Below are 24,307 nucleotides of genomic sequence, written 5' to 3' on the forward strand. Positions count from 1 at the left end.
GCGGGCCGATGCATGTCGCCCAGAAGTGTGCAGCGGTTCTGGGACAATGACATGCATAAAACAAGAGCTTTAGCCTTGGCGCGCCTCGGAGCTTGGGTTAAATCGACGTCATGACGTGGACCATCAGGCCGCCGCGGGCGGAAGACCAGGAAATGCTCGCGGAGATTTATCTTTCCGTGCGCCGCGAAACATTCGTCTGGGTCGATCCCGGCAAGTTCCACCGCGAGGATTTCGCCGCCCATACCAATGGCGAGACGGTCTTCGTCTGCGAGCATGAAAACGGCGATGTAGCCGGCTTCCTGTCGCTCTGGCCGGCCGATGATTTCATCCACATGCTCTATATCAGACAGGACTTCCAGGGCTTTGGCGCCGGTAAGGCGCTGCTGCAGGCGCTGCCGGAATGGCCGCAGCACCGCTACCGGCTGAAGTGCCTGGTGAAAAACCGGCGGGCGAAGGCTTTCTACCTCGCCCATGGGTTCCGCGTCACCGGCAACGGCACGTCGCCGGAGGGCGACTATGAGGAATTGAGCTTTTTCCGGAGTGACTGATCGCCGACGCGAGCCGGTTTACCGCGCTGGAAGCTGCCCGGCGATTTCCTCGGCGCGGCTCTTGTGGCGGTCGGCCTCGCCCTGCCAGCGGATGGCTTCCTTGGCCTCGGTGCGGGCGCGCTTGCGGTGTTTGCCCTGGCTGAACCAGGTGGCGGCCGAGCCGATCAGCATGCCGGCGATCAGGGCAACCACCAGGAAGACGAAGAAGGGCGCGGAAACCGCAAGCACCTGATCCTCCGGCCGGAACGGATTGAAGGCGAGCGTGACGCTTTGCCGGTTGGCGACGCAGAAGACGATGAGGATGACGCCGAGCGGCAGCAGAATCAAAAGGTTGACGATCTTCTTGGCCATTGGGGTCTCCCTGCGTCGGATGCCGCCGCCCTCGTTGAGCGGCGCGTTGTAACTACGCATCGGCCCCGAAAATCGATTCCGATTGTCGGGGCCGATGCGTTAGCAGAATAGGAAAACGGTCTTCGAGTTCAAGTGCGGATTCGCCGCAGGCGGCTGGCGCTCAATCCTCTTCGTCGGCCTGGCCGGGATTGAGCCGCTCGCGCAGCTCCTTGCCGGTCTTGAAGAAGGGAACCCACTTCTCCTCGACGAAGACGGTATCGCCGGTGCGCGGGTTGCGGCCGGAGCGTGACGGGCGGTTCTTCACCGAAAACGCGCCGAAGCCGCGCAATTCGACGCGGTTGCCCGCAGCCAGTGCATCCGTGATCTCGTCGAGAACCGCGTTGACGATATTCTCGACGTCGCGATGATAGAGATGCGGGTTGCGTGCTGCAACAATCTGCACCAATTCGGACTTGATCACGTTCGCCCCCTTAAATTATTGATTTCTTATCAATCGTGGCCAACCTGCCAAACTGAAAGCAGCCCGTCAAGAAGCAACTTTGGGGGCAGGATTCCATTGATATCCTGGCCTTTCAAGAGATCATCATAACCGAAGATCGTAATCAACCGCGAAACAGCCCCAGCGAGCAGAAAAGGCGTATTGCTCTTCTTGTCCCAGTCGACCATCGGCAGGTCGGCGTCGACGCCGCGCGATTTGAGATAGGCGCGGATTTCGGCGTCGCCGCCGATCGTATCGACGAGTTTCACCTTCAGCGCCTGGCGGCCGGTATAGATCGTGCCGTCGGCCAGTTTCAGCACCTCGTCGCGCGGCAGCTTGCGCCGATCGGCGACCAGATCCACGAACCAGTTATAGCTGTCGACCACCATGTTGCGGATCATCGCCTTGGCGTCCTCGCTCGCCTCATGGAAGGGCGAGGGCTCGGCCTTCAGCGGTGAGGATTTGATCTCCTGCAGCGAGACGCCGATCTTGTCGAGCAGCGGCTGGATCTGCGGATACTGAAAGATGACGCCGATCGAGCCGGTGATCGAGCTGTCGCCGGCAACGATCGTATCGCCGGCGGTGGCGATCATATAGCCGGCGGAGGCGGCAAGCGTGCGCACGTCGGACACGACGGGCTTCTTGGCTGCGATCGCACGGATCGCCTTGAAGACCTTTTCGCCGCCATAGGTCGTGCCGCCGGGCGAGGAGATCGAGATCACCGCGGCCTTCACCTGGTCGTTGGTCTCGACCTTCTTCAGCCGCTCCAGAAGCTCGTCGTCATCGACGATCAGCCCCGATATCGTCACATGGGCGATATGCGGGCGGCTGGTCTTGGTGTCGCCGACCGTGAAGCTGTAGAAAGCAAAACCAAGCGCCACGACGAGAGCCACCGTGAAGAGGCGCCAAAACCACAACTTGCGGCGCAGCCGCCGGCGATCCGCGATCATCGAACTGTCCATGAAAACCTCCAGCGCTGGGCTCCGGCTTCGGCATGGCGCCGACGGATCCGGTGAAAATAGGGTGGCAGCGGCACGTACGAATGCCACTTTTTTATGTTTTTCCGTTTTGTTGCTTGTTGCAGAAAAAATTCCATATTGGCAAGCCAATGTAATAATGCGAAACGAACTGTGATTGGCGGCCGGCTTTGTTTTGAAGGCGCGGCAATCACCGCACATGGAACGAGACCTATGCTCGATACCCTGAAGAACAACGGAAACGCCGCCTATGCGGGCTCCGGCAGGAGCGCCTATGGCGATGCGTTGTTCCATTCCGCCCGCGTGCGGCGGCTGAAGATTTTGCTGCCGGTGGCAGCCCTCGTCATCGGCGCCGGCCTCGCAGGGGTGGCGTTGGTCAGCATCTATCTGCCCGAGAACATCAAAATGGAAGGCGCCAAGATCGAGAACGGCAAGGTGGTGATGGAAAAGCCGGCGATCTCTGGACGCAATTCCGACGGCATCAACTATTCGATGCTGGCCGAACGGGCACTACAGGATATCCGCAATCCCGATCTCATCACCCTCGAGACCATCAAGGCCGCCGTGCCGATGAACGATGGCCTGATCGCCCGCGTCGTCGCTTCGACCGCCGATTACAACCGGGCCACCGACAACCTGCATATGACCGCCCCTTTCACCCTGGTGCTGAGCAGCGGCCTCAACGCGAATTTCCAGTCCGCCCGCCTCGACATCAAGGGCGGAAACATGCGCAGCGACGACCCCGTCACCATCACCAAGGACAATGCCTCCATTGTTGCGAAGACGATGGAGATAACCGATAAGGGGCGGGTGATCACATTCGAGGGGAATGTTCGCATGAATGTCGATCCCACCACCATCCATAAACAGGGCACTTAACCAGCCGGGTCATCCATGACAAAAGATTGTCGCATTTCCACTTGCAAGACCGGTATGGCATTCGCTGCCGCCGCATTCGCCCTTGTTCTGACGGCTTCTGGCGCCGGTGCGCAGCAGGCCGCCACGATGTCGGGCATGAAGCTATCCAACGACCAGCCGATCCAGATCGAAAGCGACAAGCTCGAGATTCACGACCAGGAGCACACCGCGCTGTTCACCGGCAAGGTCAAGGTCGTCCAGGGGACGACGACGATGCAGTCCGGCAAGATGACCGTCTATTACAAGGATAAGGCGGCAAAGCCGGCCGCTGACGGGACGCAACCCCCAGCCCAACCCGCGGCGCAGCCAGCCCAGTCCGGTTCGCTTGCATCGGGGAGTGCCGATATCGACAAGATCCTGGTCACCGACAAGGTTCTCCTGACCTCAGGCACGCAGACCGCGACCGCCGATGACGGCAATTTCGATATGGCGTCGCAGACATTCATCCTCACGGCCGATCAGGGCAACAAGGTTATTCTGTCGGACGGGCCGAACGTCTTCACCGGCTGCAAACTGACCGTTCACATGCAAACCGGTCAGGCGGAGCTTGAAAGCTGCGGCGGGCGTGTCCAGATTCAGCTCGATCCAAAATCGCAGCCGAATGCGCAGCAGAAGCAGAACTGAGAAGCCGGCCTCCCACGTGAAATTATCATCGCTATCCACCATGTTCGGCCAGCCCGGGCCACAAGCTGCGGGCGCCGCCGACAAAAGCCGCTATCAGGGAACGCTGATCGCACGCGGTCTGACGAAGACCTATGCGACGCGTCGCGTCGTCAACGGTGTCTCGCTGGTGGTGCGCCGTGGCGAGGCCGTCGGCCTGCTCGGCCCGAACGGTGCCGGCAAGACCACCTGTTTTTACATGATCACCGGCCTCGTGCCGGTCGATGAAGGCACGATCGAGATCGACGGCAACGACGTCACGACCATGCCGATGTACCGCCGCTCCCGCCTCGGCGTCGGTTACCTGCCGCAGGAAGCCTCGATCTTTCGCGGCCTGACGGTGGAAGAAAACATTCGCGCCGTCCTCGAAGTGCACGTCAAGGACAAGGCCGAGCGCGAGCAGAAGCTGAACGAGCTGCTGGAAGAATTCCATATCCAGAAGCTGCGCAAGAGTGCGGCGGTCGCCCTGTCGGGCGGTGAGCGGCGCCGCCTCGAAATCGCCCGTGCGCTGGCGACCGACCCGACCTTCATGCTGCTCGACGAGCCCTTCGCCGGCGTCGACCCGATCTCGGTCGCCGACATCCAGAATCTCGTCCACCACCTGACGGCACGCGGCATCGGCGTTCTGATCACCGACCACAATGTGCGCGAGACGCTGGGTCTGATCGACCGGGCCTATATCATCCATGCCGGTGAAGTGTTGACCCATGGGCGGGCGAACGACATCGTCAACAATCCGGAAGTGCGCCGGCTTTACCTCGGCGACAATTTCAGCCTTTGAACGCCGATCCCTCAGAAATTCACCTTGCGGCATAGTTCCGCTTGACCAAATAGCTCAAAAGAGCAATTTTTGGGCCAAGTTGGATTTCCGTGGCCTGAAGCCTTGATCGGACGCGGTTTCCCGGAGGAATCGAGGGAGTTTCGCGTCCGTCATGGCACTGTCCGCCAGTCTTTTCCTGCGCCAGAACCAATCCCTGGTGATGACACCGCAGCTGATGCAATCCATCCAGCTGCTGCAGATGACGCATGTCGAACTCACCCAGTTCATCGCCCAGGAAGTGGAGAAGAACCCGCTGCTCGAATTTCCGTCGAATGACGGCGAGGCAGGGGCAGAACGCGGCGAAGCCGAGGACGAGCCTTATGGTCATTCTCCAGAGGATGCAGGCTCGGACGACGGCTACGACAACCGTACCGAGGCGCTCTCCAGCGACTGGTACGACAATGGCGGCAGCGCCAGCACCAGCCGGCTGAACGACGAGCTCGACGCCAATTACACCAATGTCTTTCCCGATGACAGCGCGCCGCAGCGCCCCGATGCGCCGGAGCTTGTCGGCCAGTGGAAATCGATGCCGGGCAGCGGCGGCGAGGGCGCAGACTATGATCTCGACGATTTCGTCGCCGGCCAGGTGTCGCTGCGCGATCATCTCGCCCAGCAGATCCCTTTCGTCTTGCCCGACATCGCCGATCGGCTGATTGCCCAGAACTTCGTCGATCAGCTCGACGACGCCGGTTATCTGCAAGTCGATCTCGTCGAGACCGGCGAGCGGCTGGGCACCAGCCTGACTGCGGCCGAGCGTGTGCTGGCCGCCCTGCAGACGCTCGATCCGCCGGGGGTTTTCGCCCGCAGCCTCTCGGAATGCCTGGCGATCCAGCTCAGGCAGAAGGACCGGTACGATCCGGCCATGCAGGCGCTCGTCGAAAACCTCGAACTGCTGGCGCGGCGCGATTTTGCCACGCTGAAGCGGCTCTGCGGCGTCGACGAGGAAGACCTTCTCGACATGCTTGGCGAAATCCGCCAGCTCAACCCCAAGCCCGGCAGCGGTTTCGAGGCCGGTGTTTCCGAAGCGATCATGCCCGATGTGGTGGTCAGGCCCTCCTCGGACGGCGGCTGGCTGGTCGAGCTCAATCCGGATACGCTGCCGCGCGTGCTGGTCAATCAGTCCTATTTTTCCCGGGTGACCAGGAATGGCGAGGATCACGCCTTCCTGTCCGATTGCCTGCAGAGCGCCAATTGGTTGACGCGCAGCCTCGATCAGCGGGCAAAGACCATCATGAAAGTGGCAAACGAAATCGTCCGCCAGCAGGATGCCTTCCTGCTGAACGGTGTCGACCACCTGCGTCCGCTGAACCTGAAGACGGTCGCCGAGGCGATCAAGATGCACGAATCCACCGTCAGCCGCGTCACCTCGAACAAATATATGCTGACGCCGCGCGGCCTCTTCGAGCTCAAATATTTCTTCACCGTCTCAATCAGCGCCGTTGCCGGCGGCGACAGCCATTCGGCCGAGGCCGTGCGTCACAAGATCCGCGCCCTGATCATGCAGGAGAGCCCGGAGGCGGTGCTCTCCGATGATGATATCGTCGACATGCTGAAGAAGGGCGGCGTCGATCTTGCCCGCCGCACGGTTGCCAAATACCGCGAGGCCATGAACATCGCCTCCTCGGTCCAGCGCCGACGCGAAAAGCGGGCGCTCGCCAAGGTCGCCGGCTTCTGACGCGGCAATGCTTCGGCCTTGATCGAAGCATCCCGCCCGCAAATCCCGCTATTCCTCCGGTGTTTTGAACCAACAGCGAAATGCCGACCATGCCGCAAAATCCAAACCTTGCCAGGGAGCTTATCCTGCTGCTGGCGCTGGCCACCCTCTGGGGCGCCTCCTACACCTTCATCAAAATCGGCGTCGAGACCATCCCGCCGGTGACGTTGATCGCCGCGCGCACGCTGATTGCCGGCGCCATCCTGCTTGCCGTCCTCCGTCATCGGAGAATTCGCCTGCCGAGTGACGGCGCGACGTGGCGGCGGTTTTTCGTTCAAGCCTGTCTGAACAGCGTCATTCCCTTCACGCTGATCGCCTGGGCGGAACAATCCGTCGATGCCGGGCTGGCGGTGATCCTCAATTCGGCAACGCCGATCTTCACCTTCCTGCTAACCGTGCTGATAGTCCGACACGAACAGGTGACGGCGCGAAAGCTTTTCGGCGTCATGGCGGGACTGGCCGGCATCTGCCTCGTCATCGGCGTCGAGGCGCTCAATGGTCTCGGCGAAGACCTGATGGCGCAGCTCGCCATCATCCTGGCGACCGCCTGTTATGCCGGGGCCGCGATTTTCGGCAAGAACTTCAATGGCTTCGACCCCGCCGTGCCGGCGGCCGGCTCGCTGATCTCGGGTGCGGCCATTCTGCTGCCCGTCAGCCTCGTCGTCGATCGGCCCTGGACGCTCGATCCGTCGGCGGCATCGATGCTGGCGCTGCTTGGCCTTTCCGCCTTTTCGACGGCGCTCGCCTTTGCCATCTATTTCCGTCTGGTCCAGACGCTGGGGTCTGTGGGAACGACCTCGCAAGCCTATCTCAGGGTGCCGATCGGAGTGACGATCGGCATCGTCTTCCTCGGTGAAAGCCTGAGTCCGACGGCCTGGATCGGACTCATTTGCGTCATATCAGGTGTCGCAGCGATGACAATCCCGGCAAGAGTGAGTGCAACCAAAGCGGGAACCATCTAGAAATATTGGCTGGCGATCGATGCTGTGCTCTGTGGAGTATGGGGTGCGCCGCACGTCGCGCGAGCATTAGCAATCGGGGTTTTTCGCCCTATTGACTTTTAGGCGGCGGCTGGCTAGAAGCCCGCCGCAATCGATGCCGTAAACGGCGTCTGGAGTTATCCCCAGCATCAGAAGGGCATCAAGGACCCGCAGGCTGACGCCGATCTTGCTTGAGATTGCGCGAAGTGCTTGGATGAACCTGAGGCTTGGCGTAAACTGATACCCGCAAACGATGATAAGAAGGGAAACTCCATGAGTGTGCGTGTGTCCGGTAAACATATGGAAATTGGTGAATCGTTCCGTCAAAAGATCGAGGACCAAATTGGTATGGCCATCACGAAATACTTCGACGGGGGGTATTCCGGCCAGGTGACCGTGGAAAAGGCGAGTTCTCGTTTCTCCGCAGACTGCAAGCTTCACCTCGACAGCGGGGTGGTACTGCATGCGGCCGGCGAAGCGACCGATCCCCAGCTTGCTTTTGACGCCGCTTCGGAGCGCATCGAAAAGCGCCTGCGCCGCTACAAGCGCAAGCTGAAGGACCATCACGCCGGAAACCATCTGAACGGTTTTGCAGAAGTCGCCTACACGGTCATGGATTCTGTTCCTGACCACGAGGATGAAGTCCCCGACGATTTCGCCCCGGCGATCGTCGCCGAAAGCACGAAGCAGCTGAAGACCATGTCTGTCGCCACCGCCGTGATGGCGCTTGATATGACCGACGAGCCGCTTCTCCTGTTCCGCAGCCCCGGCAAGGAACATTTGAACATCGTTTACCGTCGGCACGACGGAAATATTGGCTGGATCGATTCAGCCAATATCAAAGGCTGAGATCAGGCGGTGAGCGGCGGTATCGCCGCCGCTCCTTGCATTTGATCCCGGCGACAGAAGGAAAAAGAAATGGCATTGGCAGATTTGCTCCATCAGGATGCGATCATTCCCGCCCTCAGAGTAAATTCCAAGAAACAGCTGCTTCAGGAATTGGCCGCAAGAGCCGCCAGGATAACCGGGCTCTCCGAACGGGAGATCTTCGACGTCATCCTGCAGCGCGAACGCCTTGGCTCGACCGGCGTCGGCAACGGCATCGCCATTCCCCACGGCAAGCTGGTCAACATCCATTCGATCGTCGGCATCTTCGCCCGGCTGGAGCAGCCGGTCGATTTCGAGGCCCTGGACGACCAGCCTGTCGATCTCGTCTTCCTGCTGTTGGCGCCGGAAGGCGCCGGTGCTGATCATCTGAAGGCGCTGTCGCGCATCGCCCGCGTGCTGCGCGATCACGATCTGGTCGCCAAGCTGCGCGCCACCGATTCCGCTTCGGCGATCTACGCCTTCCTCAACGAAGAGCAGACGTCGAACGCCGCCTGAGCGACAGCTATCCCTGAAATGAAAAAGGCGCCGGGTCATCCTGGCGCCTTTTGATTTCATAGGGATTGAGTGCTCAGAACTCTTCCCAATTGTCCTGCGCCACGGCGGCTGAACTACGTGAGGGGAGAGCCGCGCGGCGCGGAGCCGGGGCGACAGCGCGGTGCGAAGCGGCTGGAGCAGCCGGTGCCCGCATCCTTTGCGCGACCGAGGCGAGTGCGGCTGTATTGCCCGAGCCTGCGACCCGGAAGCGCGTGGCAAGCGCCTTCAGCGTCTGTGCCTCGTCGTTGAGTGCGACGCTGGCAGCGGTTGCTTCCTCGACCATCGCCGCGTTCTGCTGCGTCACCTGGTCCATCTGGTTCATGGCTTGGTTGATTTCCTTCAAGCCGACCGCCTGTTCGCTCGCCGATGCCGAGATCTGCCGGATGAGGTCGTTGATGCTCATCACCTGTTCGGCGATCTTGTGCAGCGTACCGCCGGCGCGCCCGACGAGATCGACACCTTCCTTGACCTGGACGGCCGAAGTGTTGATCAGCGTCTTGATTTCCTTGGCGGCATTGGCCGAACGCTGTGCCAGTTCACGCACTTCTTGGGCGACGACGGCAAAACCCTTGCCGGCTTCGCCGGCGCGCGCCGCCTCGACACCGGCATTCAGCGCCAGCAGGTTGGTCTGGAAGGCGATCTCGTCGATGACGCCGATGATCCTGGAAACTTCCGTCGAAGACTGTTCGATGCCCTGCATCGAGGCAATCGCCTTCTGCACCACTTCGCCGGACTTCTCGGCGTCCTGGCAGGCGAGGTTGACATTATCGGCGGCCGTTCGGGCATGATCGGCGCTGGAATCGACCTGCGCGGTGAGCTCGTTGAGCGCCGCCGCCGTCTCCTCCAGGCTTGCCGCCTGCTGTTCGGTGCGCTTGGCAAGGTCGGAAGCGCTATTGCTGATCTCGCCGGTGCCCAAACCGATATTGGCAACGCTGAGGTTCATCGTGTTGATGGTCTCTTCAAGGCTCGCAAGGGCGGCGTTGAAATCCTGTTTCAGCTTGCCGTATTCGCCGGGGAATTCGTCGGTGATGCGGTAGCCGAGATTGCCCTGCGACAGCTCGGAAAGGCCGGCGCCGACGATCGAGACGATTTGGCGCTGCAGCGACACCGATTGCTGGCGTTCCGATTCCGAACGGCTGCGCTCGCCCTCCGCCGCCTGCCGCTCTCTGGCGGCCTCGTCCTCGAGGCGACGGCTGTCGGCCAGCGTGAAGCGGAAGCCTTCCAGCGCCTTGGCGACAGAACCGATTTCGTCGGTGCGCTGCTGGCCGGCGACCGCTTCGTCATATTTGCCGTCGCCGAGCGCTTCGACACTGGCAACCAGCCCGCCGAGCGGCCGCTGCACCAGCGAGCGGACGGCGAAATAGAGCGCCAGCATGACGGCACCGAGCACGATCAGGCCGTTGATGATCATCATATAGGTCTGGTCCCGCACCGGCGCGTTGATCGCCGTATGCGGCACATCGACGAGCACGACCCAGGTGGCGTTGACGCCGGGAACCGCGAAGGGATAGACGACGCGGTCGAAGGGGGCGAGCCCGTCATAGGTCAAGTTGCTGACCAGGCCGGGCTGTTTGCTCGACAGCGCCGATTTGACGACATCGGCGCCTTCGCCGTCATACTGCTTGGTCATCAGGTCGGGGATCGGCGCGACGATCCAGTTGCCGGTCTGCGACAGCAGCGTGACGCGGCCGGAGCCGAAGGGATGCAGCGCCTGCAGCTTGTCGGTCAGCGACTTCAGCGAGATGTCGACGCCTCCGACGCCGATCATCTTGCCTCCGGACATGACGGGATAGGCGATCGAGGTGAGCAGCGTCGGAACGTCGGTCCCCTCGGCCAGGTAAGGCGTCGTGATCGCACCCTTGCCGCTGTCGGCGGCGAGCTTCCACCACTCGGCGGTATAATCATTGTCGAAGGTCGAATATTGGATGCCGCCGTCCTTGGTCTTCGACCAGTAGGGCGTAAAGGCGCCGTTCTTGTTCGTGCCTTCGTCATTGTTGTTGGCGATTTCCGCGGCCTTGCCGTCAATCGCGCCGAGCTGCTCGCAGAACCAGCTGCCGAAGGCGAAGGCATTCTGCTCGAGATTGGCCTTCAGCACGTTGATCATGCCCTTGCGATCGAGCGACTTGCCTTCATGGCCGCGGCCGATGACACCCGTCATGGTGCGCGCGGCGCTGGCGAGCTCGCCGACATTGGCGGCGATTTCATTGGCGATCGATTTTGCCTCGAGGTTGGCCTGATCCATCGTCAGCGTCTGGACGCGATCCCGGGTCTGGCCGATGAGGAAAAAGTTCGAAACGATGAGAACGAGTGCGATGGCGATGCCGGTGATGACGATGAGTTTCGCCGCCAGCGATTTCATTCGAAAAATGAACATGGGATCCTCGGGCAAGGATGCGCCGAAAGGGCATTCTCCGGCGCAGCAGCAAAGGCATCGCCCCGTCATGGAGCAGCCGCGTGGCCGGCCGGATCCCAAAGAAATGAGGACCCGCCGGCCACGCGCAAGATCGCCGGAGATCCCTTAACTTTGAATGAAACTTTAGCCATCCGCCGAGGCAAAACGCAGAAATTCCCCTTAAAATTAAGGGGCTCCGCGGGCGGCTTCGCAAAGAGACCTAACTTATATCCTGGCTGCGACGTCCGCGCTCGCGGGGATCGAAGGCTGTGCCCCTGATTTCAGGCAGGCGAGCGAACCGGCAACGGCCGCACGGCGCAGCGCCGAGGCAAAAACGAGGCCCTCGTCGAGGCTGGCCGCGAAGTAGCCGCAGAAAGTGTCTCCGGCGCCGACCGTATCGACCGGTTCGATCTTGAGGCCTTGCGCCCTTGAAATCGCCCCGTCGCGGATGGCGACGACCCCGTCGCCGCCGAGCGTCACGATCAGCGTCTGGCCGGTTTCGGCGTGCAGCCGGGCGAGCGCCGCCTCACGCGCCTGCGCGTCCATGCCGTCCTGTCCGGCAAGCCGCTCGAACTCGGTCTCGTTGGCGATGACGATATCGGCAAGCCGGCCGAGACGCGGTGCGTCGGGAATCAAAGGAGCAAGGTTGAGGATGCTGGTGACGCCCTTGGCGCGGGCGGCCGACAGGGCGGTCTCGACGGCATCGGCCGGCACTTCGAGCTGCAGCATCAGGATATCGCCTGCACTCATGCGACCGATCGCCGTCTCGGCATCGGCGGACGTCACCAGACCATTGGCGCCGGGAACGACTGCGATCATGTTTTCGCCGTCGCCGCCGACAAGGATCAGCGCCGTACCGGTGGGGCCGTCGACATGTTTGACGCGGGAAAGGTCGGTTCCCGCCTCGTCGAGCAGGGCAAGGGCGTCAGTGGCGAAACTATCCCTGCCGACGGCGCCAGCCATATGCACATAGCGGCCGGCGCGGCGCGCGGCCAGCGCCTGGTTGGCGCCCTTGCCGCCGGCGGCGGTGGCAAAACCGTTGCCGGCCACCGTTTCGCCGGGCTTGGGCAGGCGTTCGGTGGTGGCGATAAGGTCCATGTTGATGGACCCGAAAACTGTGATCATCAGGGTGTCCCGTCTTTTGGAGCCAGCAAGTGACGTCATAATGCCGAAAACTCTGCGCGTTTTTCGGAAGACATCATGCTCCTGCTGTTTCATGCGGGCGAGACACTGCCCGAAGCGGTCACTCCTCGTCAACCACCCGGAGCTTGAGAAGACCGGTGCGGCTTTCCACCGATTTGGCGGCGGGTTCGTTATCGCGTGGTTTGCTGTCGCCGCCGGCCTCGAATTCCAGCGCTTCGATCTTGGCGCCGCGCTTGGTCAGTTTGTCGGCCGAGGTGACCACCATGTCGATATCCTTCTGCGCCATGGCGAAATGACCCTGCAGCTTGCGCACCCGCTCATCGAGACGGCTAAGATCGTCCATCAGGATCGCTACTTCGCCCTGGATCAGATGCGCCTGCGCCCGCATGCGCTGGTCTTTGAGCACGGCCTGGATCACCTGGATGGATAGCATCAGCAGCGACGGCGAGACGATGACGATGCGCGCGCGGTGCGCCTTCTGCACCAGGGCCTCGAAGTTTTCGTGGATCTCGGCGAAGATCGATTCCGACGGCACGAAGAGAAAGGCCGTATCCTGGGTTTCGCCCTGGATCAGATATTTCTCGGAAATGTCCCGGATATGGACCTCCATATCGCGGCGGAACTGCTGGCCGGCGATCTTGCCGGCCTCGGGGCTGCCGGCGTCGCGGATGGCATTCCAGGCCTCGAGCGGAAATTTCGCGTCGATCACCAGCGGCGGCGCGCCGTTCGGCATGCGGATCGTGCAGTCCGGCCGCGAGCCGTTCGACAGCGTCTGCTGGAAGCCATAGGCGCCCATCGGCAGGCCGTCGGCGACGATCGTCTCCATCCTCGACTGGCCGAAGGCGCCGCGCGTCTGCTTGTTGGAAAGAATAGCCTGCAGCCCGACCACATCCTTGGCGAGCGTCTGGATATTGCTCTGCGCCGCATCGATCACCGCCAGTCGCTCCTGCAGCCGCTGCAGGTTCTCATGTGTCGATTTGGTCTGCTCGGTGATCGTCGAGTTGACGCGCTGCGACATGCCGTCGAGGCGTTGGCTGATGGCCTGATTGAGCTCACTCTGCCGCGCGCCAAAAACTTCGGTCATCGCGGCGATGCGGCCCTGCATCTCCGCGTGGATCTTCAACAGCTCGGCCATGCGCGCGTCGCCTTCAGCCGCGCGAAAACTCGCCTCCTCCGCCTGCTCGCGGCGAAGGCTTGCGCCACGCAGCAGAAGGACGATCACCAGAAGCACGAGGGCCAGGAGAACCCCACCGGCCAGCGCCAGCATGGCCGGGCTGATCGAGGCAAGCGACAGAGTGAACGAATCGGAATTGACGGTCATGCCGCAACCATAACAGAAGAGATGGCAATATATAGATCAAAACGTGAACGGAATTGGCGGTCCCCAATATCTTCGCACGCTGCGGCTCGCGCCCGAGCTGCGGTCTTCAGTCATCGCTGTCCGCCGGGTCCCTTAGGCGAATATGGCGAAATTCCGGGCGGGGATGCAAAAAAGCGTCTTCCCCGCCCGCCGGATAATTCCATAGTCGGAAAAGATGGGTTATGGGAACGCCATGACCATCAAGCCACTCATCATTCTTCCCGATCCTATTCTCCGCCAGGCCTCCAAGCCGATCGAGCGGGTCGACGCCGACCTGCAGCGTCTTGCCGACGATATGCTGGAAACCATGTACGACGCGCCGGGCATCGGCCTTGCGGCGATCCAGATTGGCGTGCCGCGCCGCATGCTGGTCATCGATGTGTCGCGCGAGGGCGAGGAAAAGCAGCCGCAGGTCTTCATCAACCCGGAGATCGTCAAATCTTCCGACGAGCGTTCGATCTATGAGGAAGGCTGCCTGTCTATCCCGGATTATTATGCCGAGGTCGAGCGCCCGGCCGTCGTTTCGGTCAAATATCTCGACCGCAACGGCAAGGAACAGACAGTAGAAGCCGACGGCCTGCTCGCCACCTGCCTGCAGCACGAGATCGATCACCTGAACGGTGTGCTGTTCATCGACTATATCTCGCGGCTGAAGCGGGAAATGGTGATCAAGAAGTTCACCAAGGCGGCGAAATCCAAGGCGCTCTGAGTGTCGCGTTGAAAATGTACCGGCAAAGCATTATGATATCGGTGATATCATAATGAGAGGTGCCGCATGGGCGATCTTCTGATCAGAAATATTTCCGATGCAATGAAGCGAGACATTGCGGAAGCGGCGCAGCGGAGCGGGAACAGTCTTTCCGACGAGGCCAAGGATCTTTTGCGGGACGCTCTTCAAAGAAAGACCGAAGCAAAATCCGAGACCGTGTCGGTGTATGACGCGATACGCGCCGCTTTCGTCAGCGAAAATGCAGTGGACGATGAATTTGCGGCAATCATGGAAGAAATCGAGGCCGCGCGGAAAAAGGATTTCGGCCGGCCGTTCGAGGATTTCGAATGATCGTTCTCGATACGAATGTGGTTTCCGAGTTCGCCCGGCCGTTGCCAAATGAAAAGGTGAAGGCCTGGATATTGCGGCAGGATGGCGCGAGAATCTGGCTTTGCACTGTCGGACTGATGGAGCAGATTTACGGTGCCGAAAAAGTTCGCCTGAAGACCGGATCGGATCGCTTCTTTCGTGCCATCGAGAATTTGGTGAAAGGCCAATTTCGTGACCGTATCGTCGGCTGGGATTTGGACGCGGCCATGGCAACCGGGCGCCTGCGGGCGAAACGTGAAAACATCGGTCGGCCGATTTCGGTCCAGGATGCGATGATTGCCGCCATCTGCCTTGCCAATGGCGCGACGCTCGCCACCCGCAACACCAGAGATTTCGAAGGACTTGATCTCAAGCTCGTAAACCCGTTTGAAGAGGGTTGATCCTCAATTGGCGAGATAGAATGTCTCTTAGCATCATCTTCATGGGAACCCCGGAGTTCTCGGTTCCGACCCTACGCCTGCTCGTCGACGCGGGTCACCGGATCGTCGCGGTCTATACGCAGCCGCCGCGGCCGGGCGGCCGGCGCGGGCTCGATCTGCAGAAGTCGCCGGTGCATCAGGCGGCCGAACTGCTCGGTCTTCCGGTCTTCACCCCGGTGAATTTCAAGGACCCCGAGGAGCGTGAGCGGTTTGCAGCCCTCAATGCCGATGTCGCCGTCGTCGTCGCCTACGGCTTGCTGCTGCCGGAAGCGATTTTGAACGGCACCCGCGACGGCTGCTATAACGGCCATGCCTCGCTGCTGCCGCGCTGGCGGGGGGCTGCCCCCATCCAGCGGGCGATCATGGCCGGTGACGCAGAAACCGGTATGATGGTGATGAAGATGGACAAGGGCCTCGATACCGGCGCCGTCGCACTCACCCGCAAAGTCGAGATCGGCCCGAACATGACCGCAGGTGAATTGCATGACCGGCTGATGCAGGTCGGCGCCAAGGCGATGGCGGAAGCCATGGTGAAGCTGGAGATGAACGACCTGCCGCTGACGCCGCAGCCGCAAGAGGGCGTGCTCTATGCCGCCAAGATCGACAAGGGCGAGACGCGCATCGATTTCGCCAGGGATGCGAGCGATGTGCACAATCATATCCGCGGTCTGGCGCCATTTCCGGGCGCCTGGTTCGAACTTATGATCGGCGGCAAGCCGGAGCGGGTGAAGGTGCTGGGCTCGGAGCTGGCGGAGGGGCAGGGGCCGGCCGGGCAATTGCTGAGCGACGATCTCGTCGTCGCCTGTGCGTCGGGCGCCGTGCGGCTGACACGGCTGCAAAAGGCAGGCGGCAAGCCGCTGGCGGCAGCCGATTTCCTCAGGGGCACGCCGCTTGGCGCAGGCATGAGGCTCTCCTGATGCCGCGTTTCCGCATGACCGTCGAATATGACGGCGGCCCCTATGTCGGTTGGCAGCGGCAGGAGAACGGCCACTCGGTGCAAGGCGCGATCGAGGCCGCTGTGCTGTCGCTGACCGGCGAGACGGTCTCCGTCCGCGGCGCCGGGCGCACCGATTCCGGCGTCCACGCCATGGGGCAGGTGATCCATACCGATCTTTCGAAGGACTGGTCGCCCTATCAGCTGCAAAACGCATTGAACGCGCATCTGAGGCTTGCCGGTGAACGTGTCGCCATTCTCGATGTCGAGACAGCTCCCGAATTCTTCGATGCCCGCTTCTCGGCGCTCAGGCGCCATTACCTCTACCGCATCGTGAGCCGCCGGGCGCCGCTGGCGCTCGAAGCCGGCAAGGCCTGGTGGGTGCCGAAGCTGCTTGACTACGAGACCATGCACGCCGCCGCCCAGAGGCTGGTCGGCCGGCACGATTTCTCCACTTTCCGCGCCGCCCATTGCCAGGCAAACAGCCCGGTGCGCACACTCGACCGGCTGGATGTGACGCGCAACGGCGAACTGATCGAGATCCGCGCCACGGCGCAGAGTTTTCTGCACAACCAGATCCGTTCCTTCGCCGGCACACTGAAGCTCGCCGGTGAAGGCAAATGGACGCCTGACGATGTCGAGGCCGCCCTCGAAGCGCGCGACCGCAAGGCCTGCGGCCCGGTGGCGCCGCCCGATGGGCTCTATTTCCTGCAGGTGGATTATCCGGACGTGATCCCCGACCGCCGCAGGCCGGTCAGCGATCCCGATGACGATCGATCGTAAGCTTCGTCAGACCGGATAGATACCGAGGAAGTGCTGCAGATATTCCGAAAGGATCATCGATGGCACGAGCAGCACCAGCGTCATCGCCCCGACCATCAGCGCGTGACCTTGGCAGATCATCCGCAGAATGCGCGCCAGCACGAAGACCTGCGCCAGCATGAAGGCAAGCAGCAGCAGCGAGACGAGGCCGACGGAGCCCGGAAGGAAGACCACCATCGCCAGCAGCAGCCCGTTGATATAGGAGAGCGGCACGCCGAGCCAGTTGACGCTGACGACGACGGGGGCGAAACGCTCGCCCATACGGAAGGCCAGCAGCAGCAGCCCGGCAAAGACCAGCGGCACGAACCAGTTGGCGAGCTCGACGAGGCCCAGCCTGAGATAGAAGGCAAAGCCGACATAGGCTTCCGGCGGCATCGACCGCAGAAAGACCTGTCGCCACCAGAGCCAGGAAATGCCCATCGGCGGCAGGCACCAGGCGATCGCCCAGAACGAGCGGTTGACGCCGCGCTCGGACATGTCGAGGTAGCGGAAGCCGCGCGGATCCAGCCGGATCAGCAGCCAGAGGCCGGCCAGATAATACTGGACTTCCTTAAAGCCCGGCATTGGCGAACCAGCGGGCGATGAAGGTTTCGTAGATTGCCGTCAGCGTCTCCAGGTCGGCGACAGCGACGCGCTCGTCGACCATGTGCATCGTCTGGCCGACGAGGCCGAACTCGACGACCGGGCAATAATCCTTGATGAAGCGCGCATCCGACGTGCCGCCGGTGGTGGACAGCTGCGGCGACCGGCCGGCGACGCTCTCGACCGCGGAAGACAGCGAGGCGATCAGCGCGTTGTTGCGCGTCAGGAAAACATGGCTTGGCCGGTCGGCCCAGTCGATATCGTATTTCACCGCTTCGCGGCCCGGCCTGAGCTGGCCGTTGCCGGCGGCGGCATCGAGGCGCCGGAGGATTTCGGCGCGAAGCGTCTCGACCGTCCAGCTGTCGTTGAAGCGGATGTTGAAGCTTGCCGAGGCCTTGGCCGGAATGACATTGGTTGCCGGGTTGCCGACATCGACCGTGGTCACCTCGAGATTCGAGGGCTGGAAGTCGGCGGTGCCGCTGTCGAAAGGCGGGTCCATCAGCGCCTGGGTCAGCTGCAGCATGCCGCGCACCGGATTGTCGGCAAGATGCGGATAGGCGGCATGGCCCTGAACGCCGTGCACGGTGATCTTGCCCGACTGCGAACCGCGCCGGCCGATCTTGATCATGTCGCCGAGGCTATCCGGATTTGTGGGTTCACCCACAAGGCAGGCATCCCAGCGTTCGCCGCGTTCGGCCGCCCATTGCAGCAGCTTGATCGTGCCGTTGATCGCCGGACCTTCTTCGTCGCCGGTGATCAGAAAGGAGATCGAGCCGGCGGGCGGCCCGTTTTTCTCGATATGGCGGGCGACGGCGGCGACGAAACAGGCGATGCCGCCCTTCATGTCGACGGCGCCGCGGCCGAAAAGCTGGCCCTTGGCAATCTCGGCGGCAAAGGGCGGATGGCTCCAGGCGGCCTCGTCGCCGACCGGAACGACATCGGTATGGCCGGCAAACATCAGATGCGGGCCGTCCGAGCCGAGCCGGGCATAGAGGTTTTCGATATCGGGCGTTCCCTCTTCGCTCGCCTTCACACGGTCGACGGTGAAGCCGAGCGGCGCAAGCATGGCGTCGAGCGCCGACAGAGCGCCGCCTTCGGCCGGTGTCACGGAGGGGCAGCGAATCAGCGTCTGAAGATTGGCGACGGGATCGGTAGCGGTCATGGCGTCGAACTATCCGGCGGGAATGGCAAAGACATGGCAAGGCGGCGCCTCGCGTAAAGACGCCGCCTGTTTACCGGATCAATGTCCTGGTGTCATCAATCTCTGAGCAGCTCGTTGATGCCGGTCTTGGATCGGGTCTGTTCATCGACGCGCTTGACGATGACGGCGCAATAGAGATGTGGCGCCGGCTTGCCGTTGCCCATGGTCGCATTGCCCGACGGCATCGAGCCGGCGACGACGACGGAATAGGGCGGCACTTCGCCGTAGCTCACCTCGCCGGTGGCGCGATCGACGATCTTGGTCGACTTGCCGATATAGACGCCCATGCCGAGCACCGAGCCTTCACGGATGATGCAGCCTTCGACCACTTCCGAACGGGCGCCGATGAAGCAATTGTCCTCGATGATCGTCGGGCCGGCCTGCATCGGCTCCAGCACGCCGCCGATGCCGACGCCCCCGGAGAGATGCACATGCTTGCCGATCTGCGCGCAGGAGCCGACCGTCGCCCAGGTATCGACCATCGTGCCTTCGCCGACATAGGCGCCGAGATTGACGAAGGAGGGCATCAGGATGGCATTCGGGGCGATGTAGGCCGAACGGCGCACGACGCAGTTCGGCACGGCGCGGAAACCGGCGGCGCGGAAATGGTTCTCGCCCCAGTTCTCGAATTTCGAAGGCACCTTGTCCCACCAGGTGGAATTGCCCGAGCCGCCCTTGACCACCTCCATGTCGTTGAGGCGGAAGGACAGGAGCACGGCCTTCTTCAGCCACTGATTAACCGTCCAGGCGCCGTCGGCGCCGCGCGTCGCGACACGAACCTTGCCGGCATCGAGCAGGTCGAGCGCTGCTTCGACCGCATCGCGAACCTCGCCCTTGGTTGACGTGTTCACCTTGTCGCGATTGTCGAAGGCGGCTTCGATGGTCTTTTCGAGGGATGCGAGGTCGGTGGCGCTCATGAGAATTCCTTAAACTTCGATCTTTATCGTGGAGACGGCGGGGTCTCCGGAATGCGGTGGGCGGGGGTTTGCCCTGCTCTACAGCATGCAGCCGTAGAACGGAATGATTTTTCCGACAAGATCATATCTGGTTTCAAGGCGTTATAGCGACATATCCGGCTTTGAAGCCGGCAATACTGAAAGGCATTTCGACATGGCGAAGGGACGAAACGGCGGATCGCGGCGCAAGGATGGCGTATGGGACCCGCTGAAGAGCAGCTCGACCGACAGGCAGCGCGCCGCCGCAGTGCCGAAAACGCCGCAGACGATGTCGCCCGCCTACCGTCTTGCCTATGTCGACGAGGATTTCCTTTGCCGCGAGGAGCTGCGGCCGATCCGCCTGCAGCTGGAACTGATGAAGCCGGAAATGATGCTGACCGAGCGCGGCATCAAGTCGACCGTCGTCATGTTCGGCGGCGCCCGCATTCCCGCCCCCGGCCAGAGCGCCTGGGCTGCCCGTAACGATGTCCAGCGCGTCAATCTGGAGGCGGCCTCCGTCTATTATGACGAGGCGCGCAAATTCGCCCGGCTCTGCTCGAAATATTCGGCAAGCCTCGATTTCCACGAATATGTCATCGTCACCGGCGGCGGCCCCGGCGTCATGGAAGCCGGCAATCGCGGCGCGGCCGACGAAGGCGCGCCGTCGATCGGCCTCAATATCGTGTTGCCGCACGAGCAGGCGCCGAACGCCTATGTGACGCCGGAGCTCAGCTTCAACTTCCACTATTTCGCCATTCGCAAGATGCATTTCATGGTGCGCGCCAAGGCAATCGCGGTCTTTCCCGGTGGCTTCGGAACACTCGACGAATTCTTCGAATGCTTGACGCTGATCCAGACCGGCCGCATGGAGCGCTTGCCGCTGATCCTCTTCGGCGAGGCGTTCTGGCGCAGCATCGTCAATTTCGACGCATTGGCTGAATTCGGCACCATTGCGCCCGACGACGTCAAGCTGATCAGCTTCGTCGACACGGCCGAAGCCGCCTGGAAGATCATCCAGGATTTCTACGAACACCGGGAATAGGTCCCGGCATCTCTTTCCCCGCCGGAGCGGGGAAAGAGTGGTCGGCAATGGTTCGCCCGGCCTTACAGAAGCGGCCGGTCCGGCATGTCGTCGATCGAGATGACGCCGTCCTTGTTGCGGTCCATCCGGGCAAACAGCTTGTCGAAAGCGGCGACGGCTTCCTGCTTGGAAATCTGGCCGTTCTGATCGGTATCGACCCGGTGCATCATCATCGAGGCGCGCATGAAGGTGCCGCCATGGCGCATCCAGCGATGCCCGTCACGGCCATCATGCCCGCCGTGACCGTCGCGTGGCGGCCGTCCCTGGTCGTTATCGTCAGGCGTCGCGGCTGCGGTATCCGTATCCTTGTTTTCGCCGGCCTCCTGCTTGCGCTGATCTCTCATCGCCTGCATCTGCGCCTTCTGGTACGCGCCGATTTCGCCTGGCGTCAGCGAGCCGTCATTATTGGTGTCGATCGCAGCGAAAACCTTGTCGAGGCCGGCGGTCGCCTCTTCCTTGGTGACCTTGCCATCCTTGTTCGTGTCGAATTGCTTGAGCATTCTGACATAGGTGATTTCGCGGAAGGCGGCAGGCCCCGGACCGTGCATGCCGGCGTGCTGACGCGGCCCGTCGCCGGGTGCGGCATAGCCTGCCCCGGCGGCTGCGCCGAAGACGAGGGTGGAGGAAAGCGCTGCCAATATCAGCTTGTTGCGGTACATCGTATTTGCCTTTCGTGAGGTGTCCCCTCACGAAGAAAGCTATGGCAACGGGGCGCAAAGACCCAGTTAAACATCGGTAAGCTGAATGAAATTTTGGTAATGCCGCCAGCCGGTTACTTAGGCCGGACCGATAATCTTGCCGAGAAAGGCGGCGAGATCGTCGGTGACGAAATCGATGTGATCCTCTTCGCCGCTGGTCTTCTCCCACCATTCGACGACCGTGTCTTCCAGATTGCGCGGCACCAGCAGCACGGTCTGCATGCCGAGTGCCTTCGGTACCGTCAGATTGCGCGGCAGATCTTCGAACATCGCCGCCTTGCTCGTTTCGACGCGTTTTAAAGCCGTGAACTTGTCGTAGGTCGCCTGCGCCGGCTTCGGCACATAGTCGGCGGCGACGATATCGAAGATGTCGTCGAAATGCTCGAGAATGCCGAGGGCTTCGGCCGCCATTTCCGCATGCTTGACGCTGCCATTGGTGAAGATGAATTTGCGCCCCGGCAGCGCCTTGATCGCCGCGCCGAGTTCCGGCTGCGGCGTCAGCGCCGAATAGTCGATCGCATGCGCCTTTTCGAGGAAATCGTTCGGGTCGATGCCGTGATGGATCATCAGGCCCTGCAGCGTCGTGCCATGCTCGAGGTAATATTGCTTCTGCAGCTTGCGCGCCTCGTCCCGCTCCATCTGTAAGAGGGCGGCGACATAGGCGGTCATGTTCTTGTCGATCTGCGCGAAGAGATTGACATGATGCGGATAGAGCGTGTTGTCGAGGTCGAAGACCCAGTCTGTGACGTGCGCGAAATCGGCTTTATGAGGCGTGCGGTCGATCTTGGTCATGGCGGTCTTATGGCATGGCTTATCCGCCAAGGAAATCGGCAAGAAAAAATAGACGCCTGATTTTCGGCGGACGCGGCAGGCATGGGGTGTTAGAAAGCGGGTATGCTTTTCGAACGCCCCGACGATGATACGCTCTATGATGCCTTGATCGCGCGCAGCGCCGATTATGAGGGCCAGGCCTATGTCTGCGTCAAGACGACAGGTATCTTCTGCCGTCTGACCTGCCCGGCGCGCAAGCCGAAGCGGGAGAACACCCTGTTCTTCGAGACGATCGCCGCCTGCATGCATTCCGGCTTCCGCCCCTGCCAGCGCTGCCGGCCGCTGCAGCAGCCGGGCCGGGAGCCGATTGTCGACGCGTTGCTCGCCGCGCTGGACGGCGAGCCGGAGGTTCGCTGGAGCGAGGATGAACTCGTGCGCCGCGGTCATGATCCCTCGACCGTGCGCCGCGCTTTCAAGCGGGCGCTCGGCATGACCTTCCATGACATCGTCCGCTATATCAGGCTCGGCGAAGCGGCCCGGCAGCTGGCCGACGGCGCGCGTGTCATCGATGCGCAGATCGATGCCGGATACGAGTCTCCGAGCGGCTTCCGCGCGGCGTTCCGGCGGCTCGTCGGCGAGGCGCCGGCGCTTTCGCAGAACCGCGAACTGCTCTTCGCCGACTGGCTCGACACGCCGCTCGGACCGATGATCGCGGTCGCCGACAAGACCCATCTGCATCTGCTCGAATTCCACGATCGCAAGGCGCTCCCGAGCGAGCTCGAAGCGCTGCAGAAACGCGTCCGCTCCTCGGTCGCGATCGGCCGCACCGCAGCGACCGACCAGATCGAGGCGGAGATCCGCGCCTATTTCGAGGGGCGGCTCACTCTCTTCAATACGCCATTGGCGCTCGGCGGCACGCCCTTCGAAAAACATGTCTGGGCAAAGCTGATCGAAATCCCTGTCGGTGAGACGCGCGCCTACGGTGATCTTGCCAGGGAGATGGAGAGGCCGGAGGTGGTGCGTGCCGTCGGCCGCGCCAACGGCGCCAACCAGCTTGCCATCGTCGTGCCCTGCCACCGCATGCTCGGCGCCGATGGTTCGTTGACCGGTTACGGCGGCGGGCTCTGGCGCAAGCAGTGGCTGCTACGGCATGAAGAGAAGATCAGCATGCAAACAAGGATGGAGGAGACAGCATGAACCAGACTGAAAAGGCCAAGGCCTTCGGCGCGCTTCACCAGAAGGGCAACCCGATCGTCCTCTACAATATCTGGGATGCCGGCACGGCCAAGGCGGTTGCCGATGCCGGCGCCAAGGCGCTTGCGACGGGAAGCTGGTCGGTCGCCGCCGCCCATGGATTTGCCGATGGCGAGAAACTGCCGATGTCGGTGCTGGTGGAGACGGCGAAATCCATCACCGCTGTCATCGACCTGCCGCTTTCGGTCGATTTCGAAGGCGCCTATTCGGCAGAGCCCGAGGGGGCGGCGGCCAATGTCGCCAGGCTGGTGGAGGTCGGCGCCATCGGCATCAATTTCGAAGATCGGGTGGTTGCCGGCGAGGGGCTCTACCCCATAGAGAGCCAGGCGGCCCGCATCCGCGCCATTCGCGCCATGGCCGACGGCAAAGACATCCCCTTCTTTATCAACGCCCGCACCGATCTTTTTCTCGCTGAAGGCGATCTTTCCAAACATGCCGGCCTCGTGGACGAAGCGATCGAGCGGGGCAGAGCCTATGCGGCCGCCGGCGGCAACGGCTTCTTCGTTCCTGGCCTGATCGAACCCGCCTTGATCGAAAAGATCTGCGCGGCATCGACGCTGCCGGTCAATATCATGATGCGGGCAGGCGCCCCCGATGTGATGACCCTGGCAAAGCTCGGCGTCGGCCGCATCAGTTACGGCCCGGGGCCTTACCGGTCGATGATGGAAAAGCTGAAACAGGAGGCGGCGGCGATCTACAGCCTCTGATCGGATTGGAGCGCCGCGCGACTTTCAGGGCGCGCGGCGTT

Annotated in this window: 27 protein-coding genes; 16 read left to right on the plus strand and 11 right to left on the minus strand. The window is 62.0% G+C overall.

Annotated features, from left to right (window positions below; translation table 11 throughout):
- Positions 1-110: 110 nt before the first annotated feature.
- Positions 111-548, plus strand: a complete 438-nt coding sequence (locus RLEG4DRAFT_RS34640; RefSeq protein ID WP_003583863.1) for a GNAT family N-acetyltransferase — start codon at positions 111-113, stop codon at positions 546-548.
- Between the two features lie 18 nt (positions 549-566).
- On the opposite strand, the gene RLEG4DRAFT_RS34645 is transcribed toward RLEG4DRAFT_RS34640, so the two are convergent.
- The 3 genes from RLEG4DRAFT_RS34645 to sppA form a co-directional block, all read right to left on the minus strand.
- On the minus strand, positions 567-899 hold the full coding sequence (locus RLEG4DRAFT_RS34645) for a LapA family protein (protein WP_003570781.1): 333 nt from the start codon (positions 897-899) through the stop codon (positions 567-569).
- Between the two features lie 160 nt (positions 900-1,059).
- Positions 1,060-1,359: an integration host factor subunit beta gene (locus tag RLEG4DRAFT_RS34650; RefSeq protein ID WP_003544934.1), complete on the minus strand. Its 300-nt coding sequence runs from the start codon at positions 1,357-1,359 to the stop codon at positions 1,060-1,062.
- Between the two features lie 29 nt (positions 1,360-1,388).
- Positions 1,389-2,339: a signal peptide peptidase SppA gene (gene sppA / locus RLEG4DRAFT_RS34655; protein WP_003583864.1), complete on the minus strand. Its 951-nt coding sequence runs from the start codon at positions 2,337-2,339 to the stop codon at positions 1,389-1,391.
- Positions 2,340-2,567: 228 nt separating this feature from the next.
- On the opposite strand from sppA, the gene lptC reads away from it, so the two are divergent.
- From lptC to ptsN, 7 genes are all read left to right on the plus strand, one after another.
- Positions 2,568-3,233 carry an LPS export ABC transporter periplasmic protein LptC gene (gene lptC, locus RLEG4DRAFT_RS34660; RefSeq protein WP_003583865.1) on the plus strand — a complete coding sequence of 222 codons (666 nt, stop codon included), beginning with the start codon at positions 2,568-2,570 and terminating at the stop codon, positions 3,231-3,233.
- 15 nt (positions 3,234-3,248) lie between these two features.
- Entirely contained in the window at positions 3,249-3,896 is a 648-nt protein-coding gene (locus RLEG4DRAFT_RS34665) for an LptA/OstA family protein (RefSeq protein ID WP_003583866.1), read from the plus strand.
- 40 nt (positions 3,897-3,936) lie between these two features.
- The gene (lptB, locus tag RLEG4DRAFT_RS34670) at positions 3,937-4,713 is read left to right on the plus strand and encodes an LPS export ABC transporter ATP-binding protein (RefSeq protein WP_003583867.1); all 777 of its coding nucleotides are present in this window, start codon (positions 3,937-3,939) and stop codon (positions 4,711-4,713) included.
- Positions 4,714-4,864: 151 nt separating this feature from the next.
- Complete coding sequence (gene rpoN / locus RLEG4DRAFT_RS34675) at positions 4,865-6,427, plus strand: RNA polymerase factor sigma-54 (protein ID WP_003583868.1); 1,563 nt, start codon at positions 4,865-4,867, stop codon at positions 6,425-6,427.
- Between the two features lie 80 nt (positions 6,428-6,507).
- On the plus strand, positions 6,508-7,428 hold the full coding sequence (locus RLEG4DRAFT_RS34680) for a DMT family transporter (RefSeq protein ID WP_037094522.1): 921 nt from the start codon (positions 6,508-6,510) through the stop codon (positions 7,426-7,428).
- A gap of 291 nt (positions 7,429-7,719) precedes the next feature.
- Positions 7,720-8,295, plus strand: a complete 576-nt coding sequence (gene hpf / locus RLEG4DRAFT_RS34685; protein ID WP_003583870.1) for a ribosome hibernation-promoting factor, HPF/YfiA family — start codon at positions 7,720-7,722, stop codon at positions 8,293-8,295.
- 69 nt (positions 8,296-8,364) lie between these two features.
- Positions 8,365-8,829, plus strand: coding sequence for a PTS IIA-like nitrogen regulatory protein PtsN (gene ptsN, locus RLEG4DRAFT_RS34690; protein ID WP_003570770.1), 465 nt, complete (start codon positions 8,365-8,367; stop codon positions 8,827-8,829).
- A gap of 73 nt (positions 8,830-8,902) precedes the next feature.
- On the opposite strand, the gene RLEG4DRAFT_RS34695 is transcribed toward ptsN, so the two are convergent.
- From RLEG4DRAFT_RS34695 to RLEG4DRAFT_RS34705, 3 genes are all read right to left on the minus strand, one after another.
- Entirely contained in the window at positions 8,903-11,242 is a 2,340-nt protein-coding gene (locus RLEG4DRAFT_RS34695; protein ID WP_003583871.1) for a methyl-accepting chemotaxis protein, read from the minus strand.
- Between the two features lie 243 nt (positions 11,243-11,485).
- Positions 11,486-12,385, minus strand: coding sequence for a ribokinase (locus tag RLEG4DRAFT_RS34700; protein ID WP_003583872.1), 900 nt, complete (start codon positions 12,383-12,385; stop codon positions 11,486-11,488).
- Positions 12,386-12,503: 118 nt separating this feature from the next.
- Positions 12,504-13,724, minus strand: a complete 1,221-nt coding sequence (locus tag RLEG4DRAFT_RS34705; RefSeq protein WP_003583873.1) for a DNA recombination protein RmuC — start codon at positions 13,722-13,724, stop codon at positions 12,504-12,506.
- A gap of 232 nt (positions 13,725-13,956) precedes the next feature.
- Here RLEG4DRAFT_RS34705 and def point away from each other — a divergent pair, with 232 nt between their 5' ends.
- The 5 genes from def (at position 13,957) to truA (ending at position 16,998) form a co-directional block, all read left to right on the plus strand.
- Complete coding sequence (gene def, locus RLEG4DRAFT_RS34710) at positions 13,957-14,472, plus strand: peptide deformylase (RefSeq protein WP_003583874.1); 516 nt, start codon at positions 13,957-13,959, stop codon at positions 14,470-14,472.
- A gap of 66 nt (positions 14,473-14,538) precedes the next feature.
- The gene (locus RLEG4DRAFT_RS34715) at positions 14,539-14,823 is read left to right on the plus strand and encodes a FitA-like ribbon-helix-helix domain-containing protein (RefSeq protein WP_003583875.1); all 285 of its coding nucleotides are present in this window, start codon (positions 14,539-14,541) and stop codon (positions 14,821-14,823) included.
- Complete coding sequence (locus tag RLEG4DRAFT_RS34720) at positions 14,820-15,242, plus strand: type II toxin-antitoxin system VapC family toxin (RefSeq protein WP_003583876.1); 423 nt, start codon at positions 14,820-14,822, stop codon at positions 15,240-15,242. The genes RLEG4DRAFT_RS34715 and RLEG4DRAFT_RS34720 overlap by 4 nt, the downstream gene beginning before the upstream one ends.
- A gap of 20 nt (positions 15,243-15,262) precedes the next feature.
- A complete protein-coding gene (gene fmt, locus RLEG4DRAFT_RS34725) occupies positions 15,263-16,198 on the plus strand; it encodes a methionyl-tRNA formyltransferase (protein WP_003583877.1) in 936 nt (311 codons plus the stop codon).
- Positions 16,198-16,998 (plus strand): tRNA pseudouridine(38-40) synthase TruA, encoded by an 801-nt coding sequence (truA, locus tag RLEG4DRAFT_RS34730; protein WP_003583878.1) that lies wholly within the window; start codon positions 16,198-16,200, stop codon positions 16,996-16,998. Before fmt ends, truA begins: the two co-directional genes overlap by 1 nt.
- 6 nt (positions 16,999-17,004) lie before the next feature.
- Here truA and RLEG4DRAFT_RS34735 read toward each other — a convergent pair whose 3' ends face one another.
- From RLEG4DRAFT_RS34735 to dapD, 3 genes are all read right to left on the minus strand, one after another.
- The gene (locus RLEG4DRAFT_RS34735; protein WP_003583879.1) at positions 17,005-17,601 is read right to left on the minus strand and encodes a hypothetical protein; all 597 of its coding nucleotides are present in this window, start codon (positions 17,599-17,601) and stop codon (positions 17,005-17,007) included.
- Positions 17,588-18,781, minus strand: a complete 1,194-nt coding sequence (dapE, locus tag RLEG4DRAFT_RS34740) for a succinyl-diaminopimelate desuccinylase (RefSeq protein WP_003583880.1) — start codon at positions 18,779-18,781, stop codon at positions 17,588-17,590. Before dapE ends, RLEG4DRAFT_RS34735 begins: the two co-directional genes overlap by 14 nt.
- A 95-nt stretch (positions 18,782-18,876) precedes the next feature.
- Entirely contained in the window at positions 18,877-19,737 is an 861-nt protein-coding gene (dapD, locus tag RLEG4DRAFT_RS34745) for a 2,3,4,5-tetrahydropyridine-2,6-dicarboxylate N-succinyltransferase (RefSeq protein ID WP_003583881.1), read from the minus strand.
- 193 nt (positions 19,738-19,930) lie between these two features.
- Here dapD and RLEG4DRAFT_RS34750 point away from each other — a divergent pair, with 193 nt between their 5' ends.
- Positions 19,931-20,797 (plus strand): LOG family protein, encoded by an 867-nt coding sequence (locus RLEG4DRAFT_RS34750; protein ID WP_003583882.1) that lies wholly within the window; start codon positions 19,931-19,933, stop codon positions 20,795-20,797.
- A 62-nt stretch (positions 20,798-20,859) separates the two neighbouring features.
- Here the strand turns inward: RLEG4DRAFT_RS34750 and RLEG4DRAFT_RS34755 are convergent, their stop codons facing one another.
- A complete protein-coding gene (locus RLEG4DRAFT_RS34755) occupies positions 20,860-21,495 on the minus strand; it encodes an EF-hand domain-containing protein (protein WP_003583883.1) in 636 nt (211 codons plus the stop codon).
- Positions 21,496-21,612: 117 nt separating this feature from the next.
- Positions 21,613-22,326 (minus strand): pyrimidine 5'-nucleotidase, encoded by a 714-nt coding sequence (locus RLEG4DRAFT_RS34760; RefSeq protein WP_003583884.1) that lies wholly within the window; start codon positions 22,324-22,326, stop codon positions 21,613-21,615.
- Positions 22,327-22,428: 102 nt separating this feature from the next.
- Here RLEG4DRAFT_RS34760 and RLEG4DRAFT_RS34765 point away from each other — a divergent pair, with 102 nt between their 5' ends.
- Both RLEG4DRAFT_RS34765 and RLEG4DRAFT_RS34770 read left to right on the plus strand, forming a co-directional pair.
- Entirely contained in the window at positions 22,429-23,502 is a 1,074-nt protein-coding gene (locus RLEG4DRAFT_RS34765; protein ID WP_003583885.1) for a bifunctional transcriptional activator/DNA repair enzyme AdaA, read from the plus strand.
- Positions 23,499-24,266: an isocitrate lyase/PEP mutase family protein gene (locus tag RLEG4DRAFT_RS34770; protein ID WP_003583886.1), complete on the plus strand. Its 768-nt coding sequence runs from the start codon at positions 23,499-23,501 to the stop codon at positions 24,264-24,266. Before RLEG4DRAFT_RS34765 ends, RLEG4DRAFT_RS34770 begins: the two co-directional genes overlap by 4 nt.
- Positions 24,267-24,307 lie beyond the last annotated feature (41 nt).

It is taken from the genome of Rhizobium leguminosarum bv. trifolii WSM2297 (assembly GCF_000271845.1).

Coding starts and splice junctions, on each gene's coding strand:
- RLEG4DRAFT_RS34640 (WP_003583863.1), top strand. CDS start 111: ATGACGTGGACCATCAGGCCGCCGCGGGCGGAAGACCAGGAAATGCTC.
- RLEG4DRAFT_RS34645 (WP_003570781.1), bottom strand. CDS start 899: ATGGCCAAGAAGATCGTCAACCTTTTGATTCTGCTGCCGCTCGGCGTC.
- sppA (WP_003583864.1), bottom strand. CDS start 2,339: ATGGACAGTTCGATGATCGCGGATCGCCGGCGGCTGCGCCGCAAGTTG.
- lptC (WP_003583865.1), top strand. CDS start 2,568: ATGCTCGATACCCTGAAGAACAACGGAAACGCCGCCTATGCGGGCTCC.
- RLEG4DRAFT_RS34665 (WP_003583866.1), top strand. CDS start 3,249: ATGACAAAAGATTGTCGCATTTCCACTTGCAAGACCGGTATGGCATTC.
- lptB (WP_003583867.1), top strand. CDS start 3,937: ATGTTCGGCCAGCCCGGGCCACAAGCTGCGGGCGCCGCCGACAAAAGC.
- rpoN (WP_003583868.1), top strand. CDS start 4,865: ATGGCACTGTCCGCCAGTCTTTTCCTGCGCCAGAACCAATCCCTGGTG.
- RLEG4DRAFT_RS34680 (WP_037094522.1), top strand. CDS start 6,508: ATGCCGACCATGCCGCAAAATCCAAACCTTGCCAGGGAGCTTATCCTG.
- hpf (WP_003583870.1), top strand. CDS start 7,720: ATGAGTGTGCGTGTGTCCGGTAAACATATGGAAATTGGTGAATCGTTC.
- ptsN (WP_003570770.1), top strand. CDS start 8,365: ATGGCATTGGCAGATTTGCTCCATCAGGATGCGATCATTCCCGCCCTC.
- RLEG4DRAFT_RS34695 (WP_003583871.1), bottom strand. CDS start 11,242: ATGTTCATTTTTCGAATGAAATCGCTGGCGGCGAAACTCATCGTCATC.
- RLEG4DRAFT_RS34700 (WP_003583872.1), bottom strand. CDS start 12,385: ATGATCACAGTTTTCGGGTCCATCAACATGGACCTTATCGCCACCACC.
- RLEG4DRAFT_RS34705 (WP_003583873.1), bottom strand. CDS start 13,724: ATGACCGTCAATTCCGATTCGTTCACTCTGTCGCTTGCCTCGATCAGC.
- def (WP_003583874.1), top strand. CDS start 13,957: ATGACCATCAAGCCACTCATCATTCTTCCCGATCCTATTCTCCGCCAG.
- RLEG4DRAFT_RS34715 (WP_003583875.1), top strand. CDS start 14,539: ATGGGCGATCTTCTGATCAGAAATATTTCCGATGCAATGAAGCGAGAC.
- RLEG4DRAFT_RS34720 (WP_003583876.1), top strand. CDS start 14,820: ATGATCGTTCTCGATACGAATGTGGTTTCCGAGTTCGCCCGGCCGTTG.
- fmt (WP_003583877.1), top strand. CDS start 15,263: ATGTCTCTTAGCATCATCTTCATGGGAACCCCGGAGTTCTCGGTTCCG.
- truA (WP_003583878.1), top strand. CDS start 16,198: ATGCCGCGTTTCCGCATGACCGTCGAATATGACGGCGGCCCCTATGTC.
- RLEG4DRAFT_RS34735 (WP_003583879.1), bottom strand. CDS start 17,601: ATGCCGGGCTTTAAGGAAGTCCAGTATTATCTGGCCGGCCTCTGGCTG.
- dapE (WP_003583880.1), bottom strand. CDS start 18,781: ATGACCGCTACCGATCCCGTCGCCAATCTTCAGACGCTGATTCGCTGC.
- dapD (WP_003583881.1), bottom strand. CDS start 19,737: ATGAGCGCCACCGACCTCGCATCCCTCGAAAAGACCATCGAAGCCGCC.
- RLEG4DRAFT_RS34750 (WP_003583882.1), top strand. CDS start 19,931: ATGGCGAAGGGACGAAACGGCGGATCGCGGCGCAAGGATGGCGTATGG.
- RLEG4DRAFT_RS34755 (WP_003583883.1), bottom strand. CDS start 21,495: ATGTACCGCAACAAGCTGATATTGGCAGCGCTTTCCTCCACCCTCGTC.
- RLEG4DRAFT_RS34760 (WP_003583884.1), bottom strand. CDS start 22,326: ATGACCAAGATCGACCGCACGCCTCATAAAGCCGATTTCGCGCACGTC.
- RLEG4DRAFT_RS34765 (WP_003583885.1), top strand. CDS start 22,429: ATGCTTTTCGAACGCCCCGACGATGATACGCTCTATGATGCCTTGATC.
- RLEG4DRAFT_RS34770 (WP_003583886.1), top strand. CDS start 23,499: ATGAACCAGACTGAAAAGGCCAAGGCCTTCGGCGCGCTTCACCAGAAG.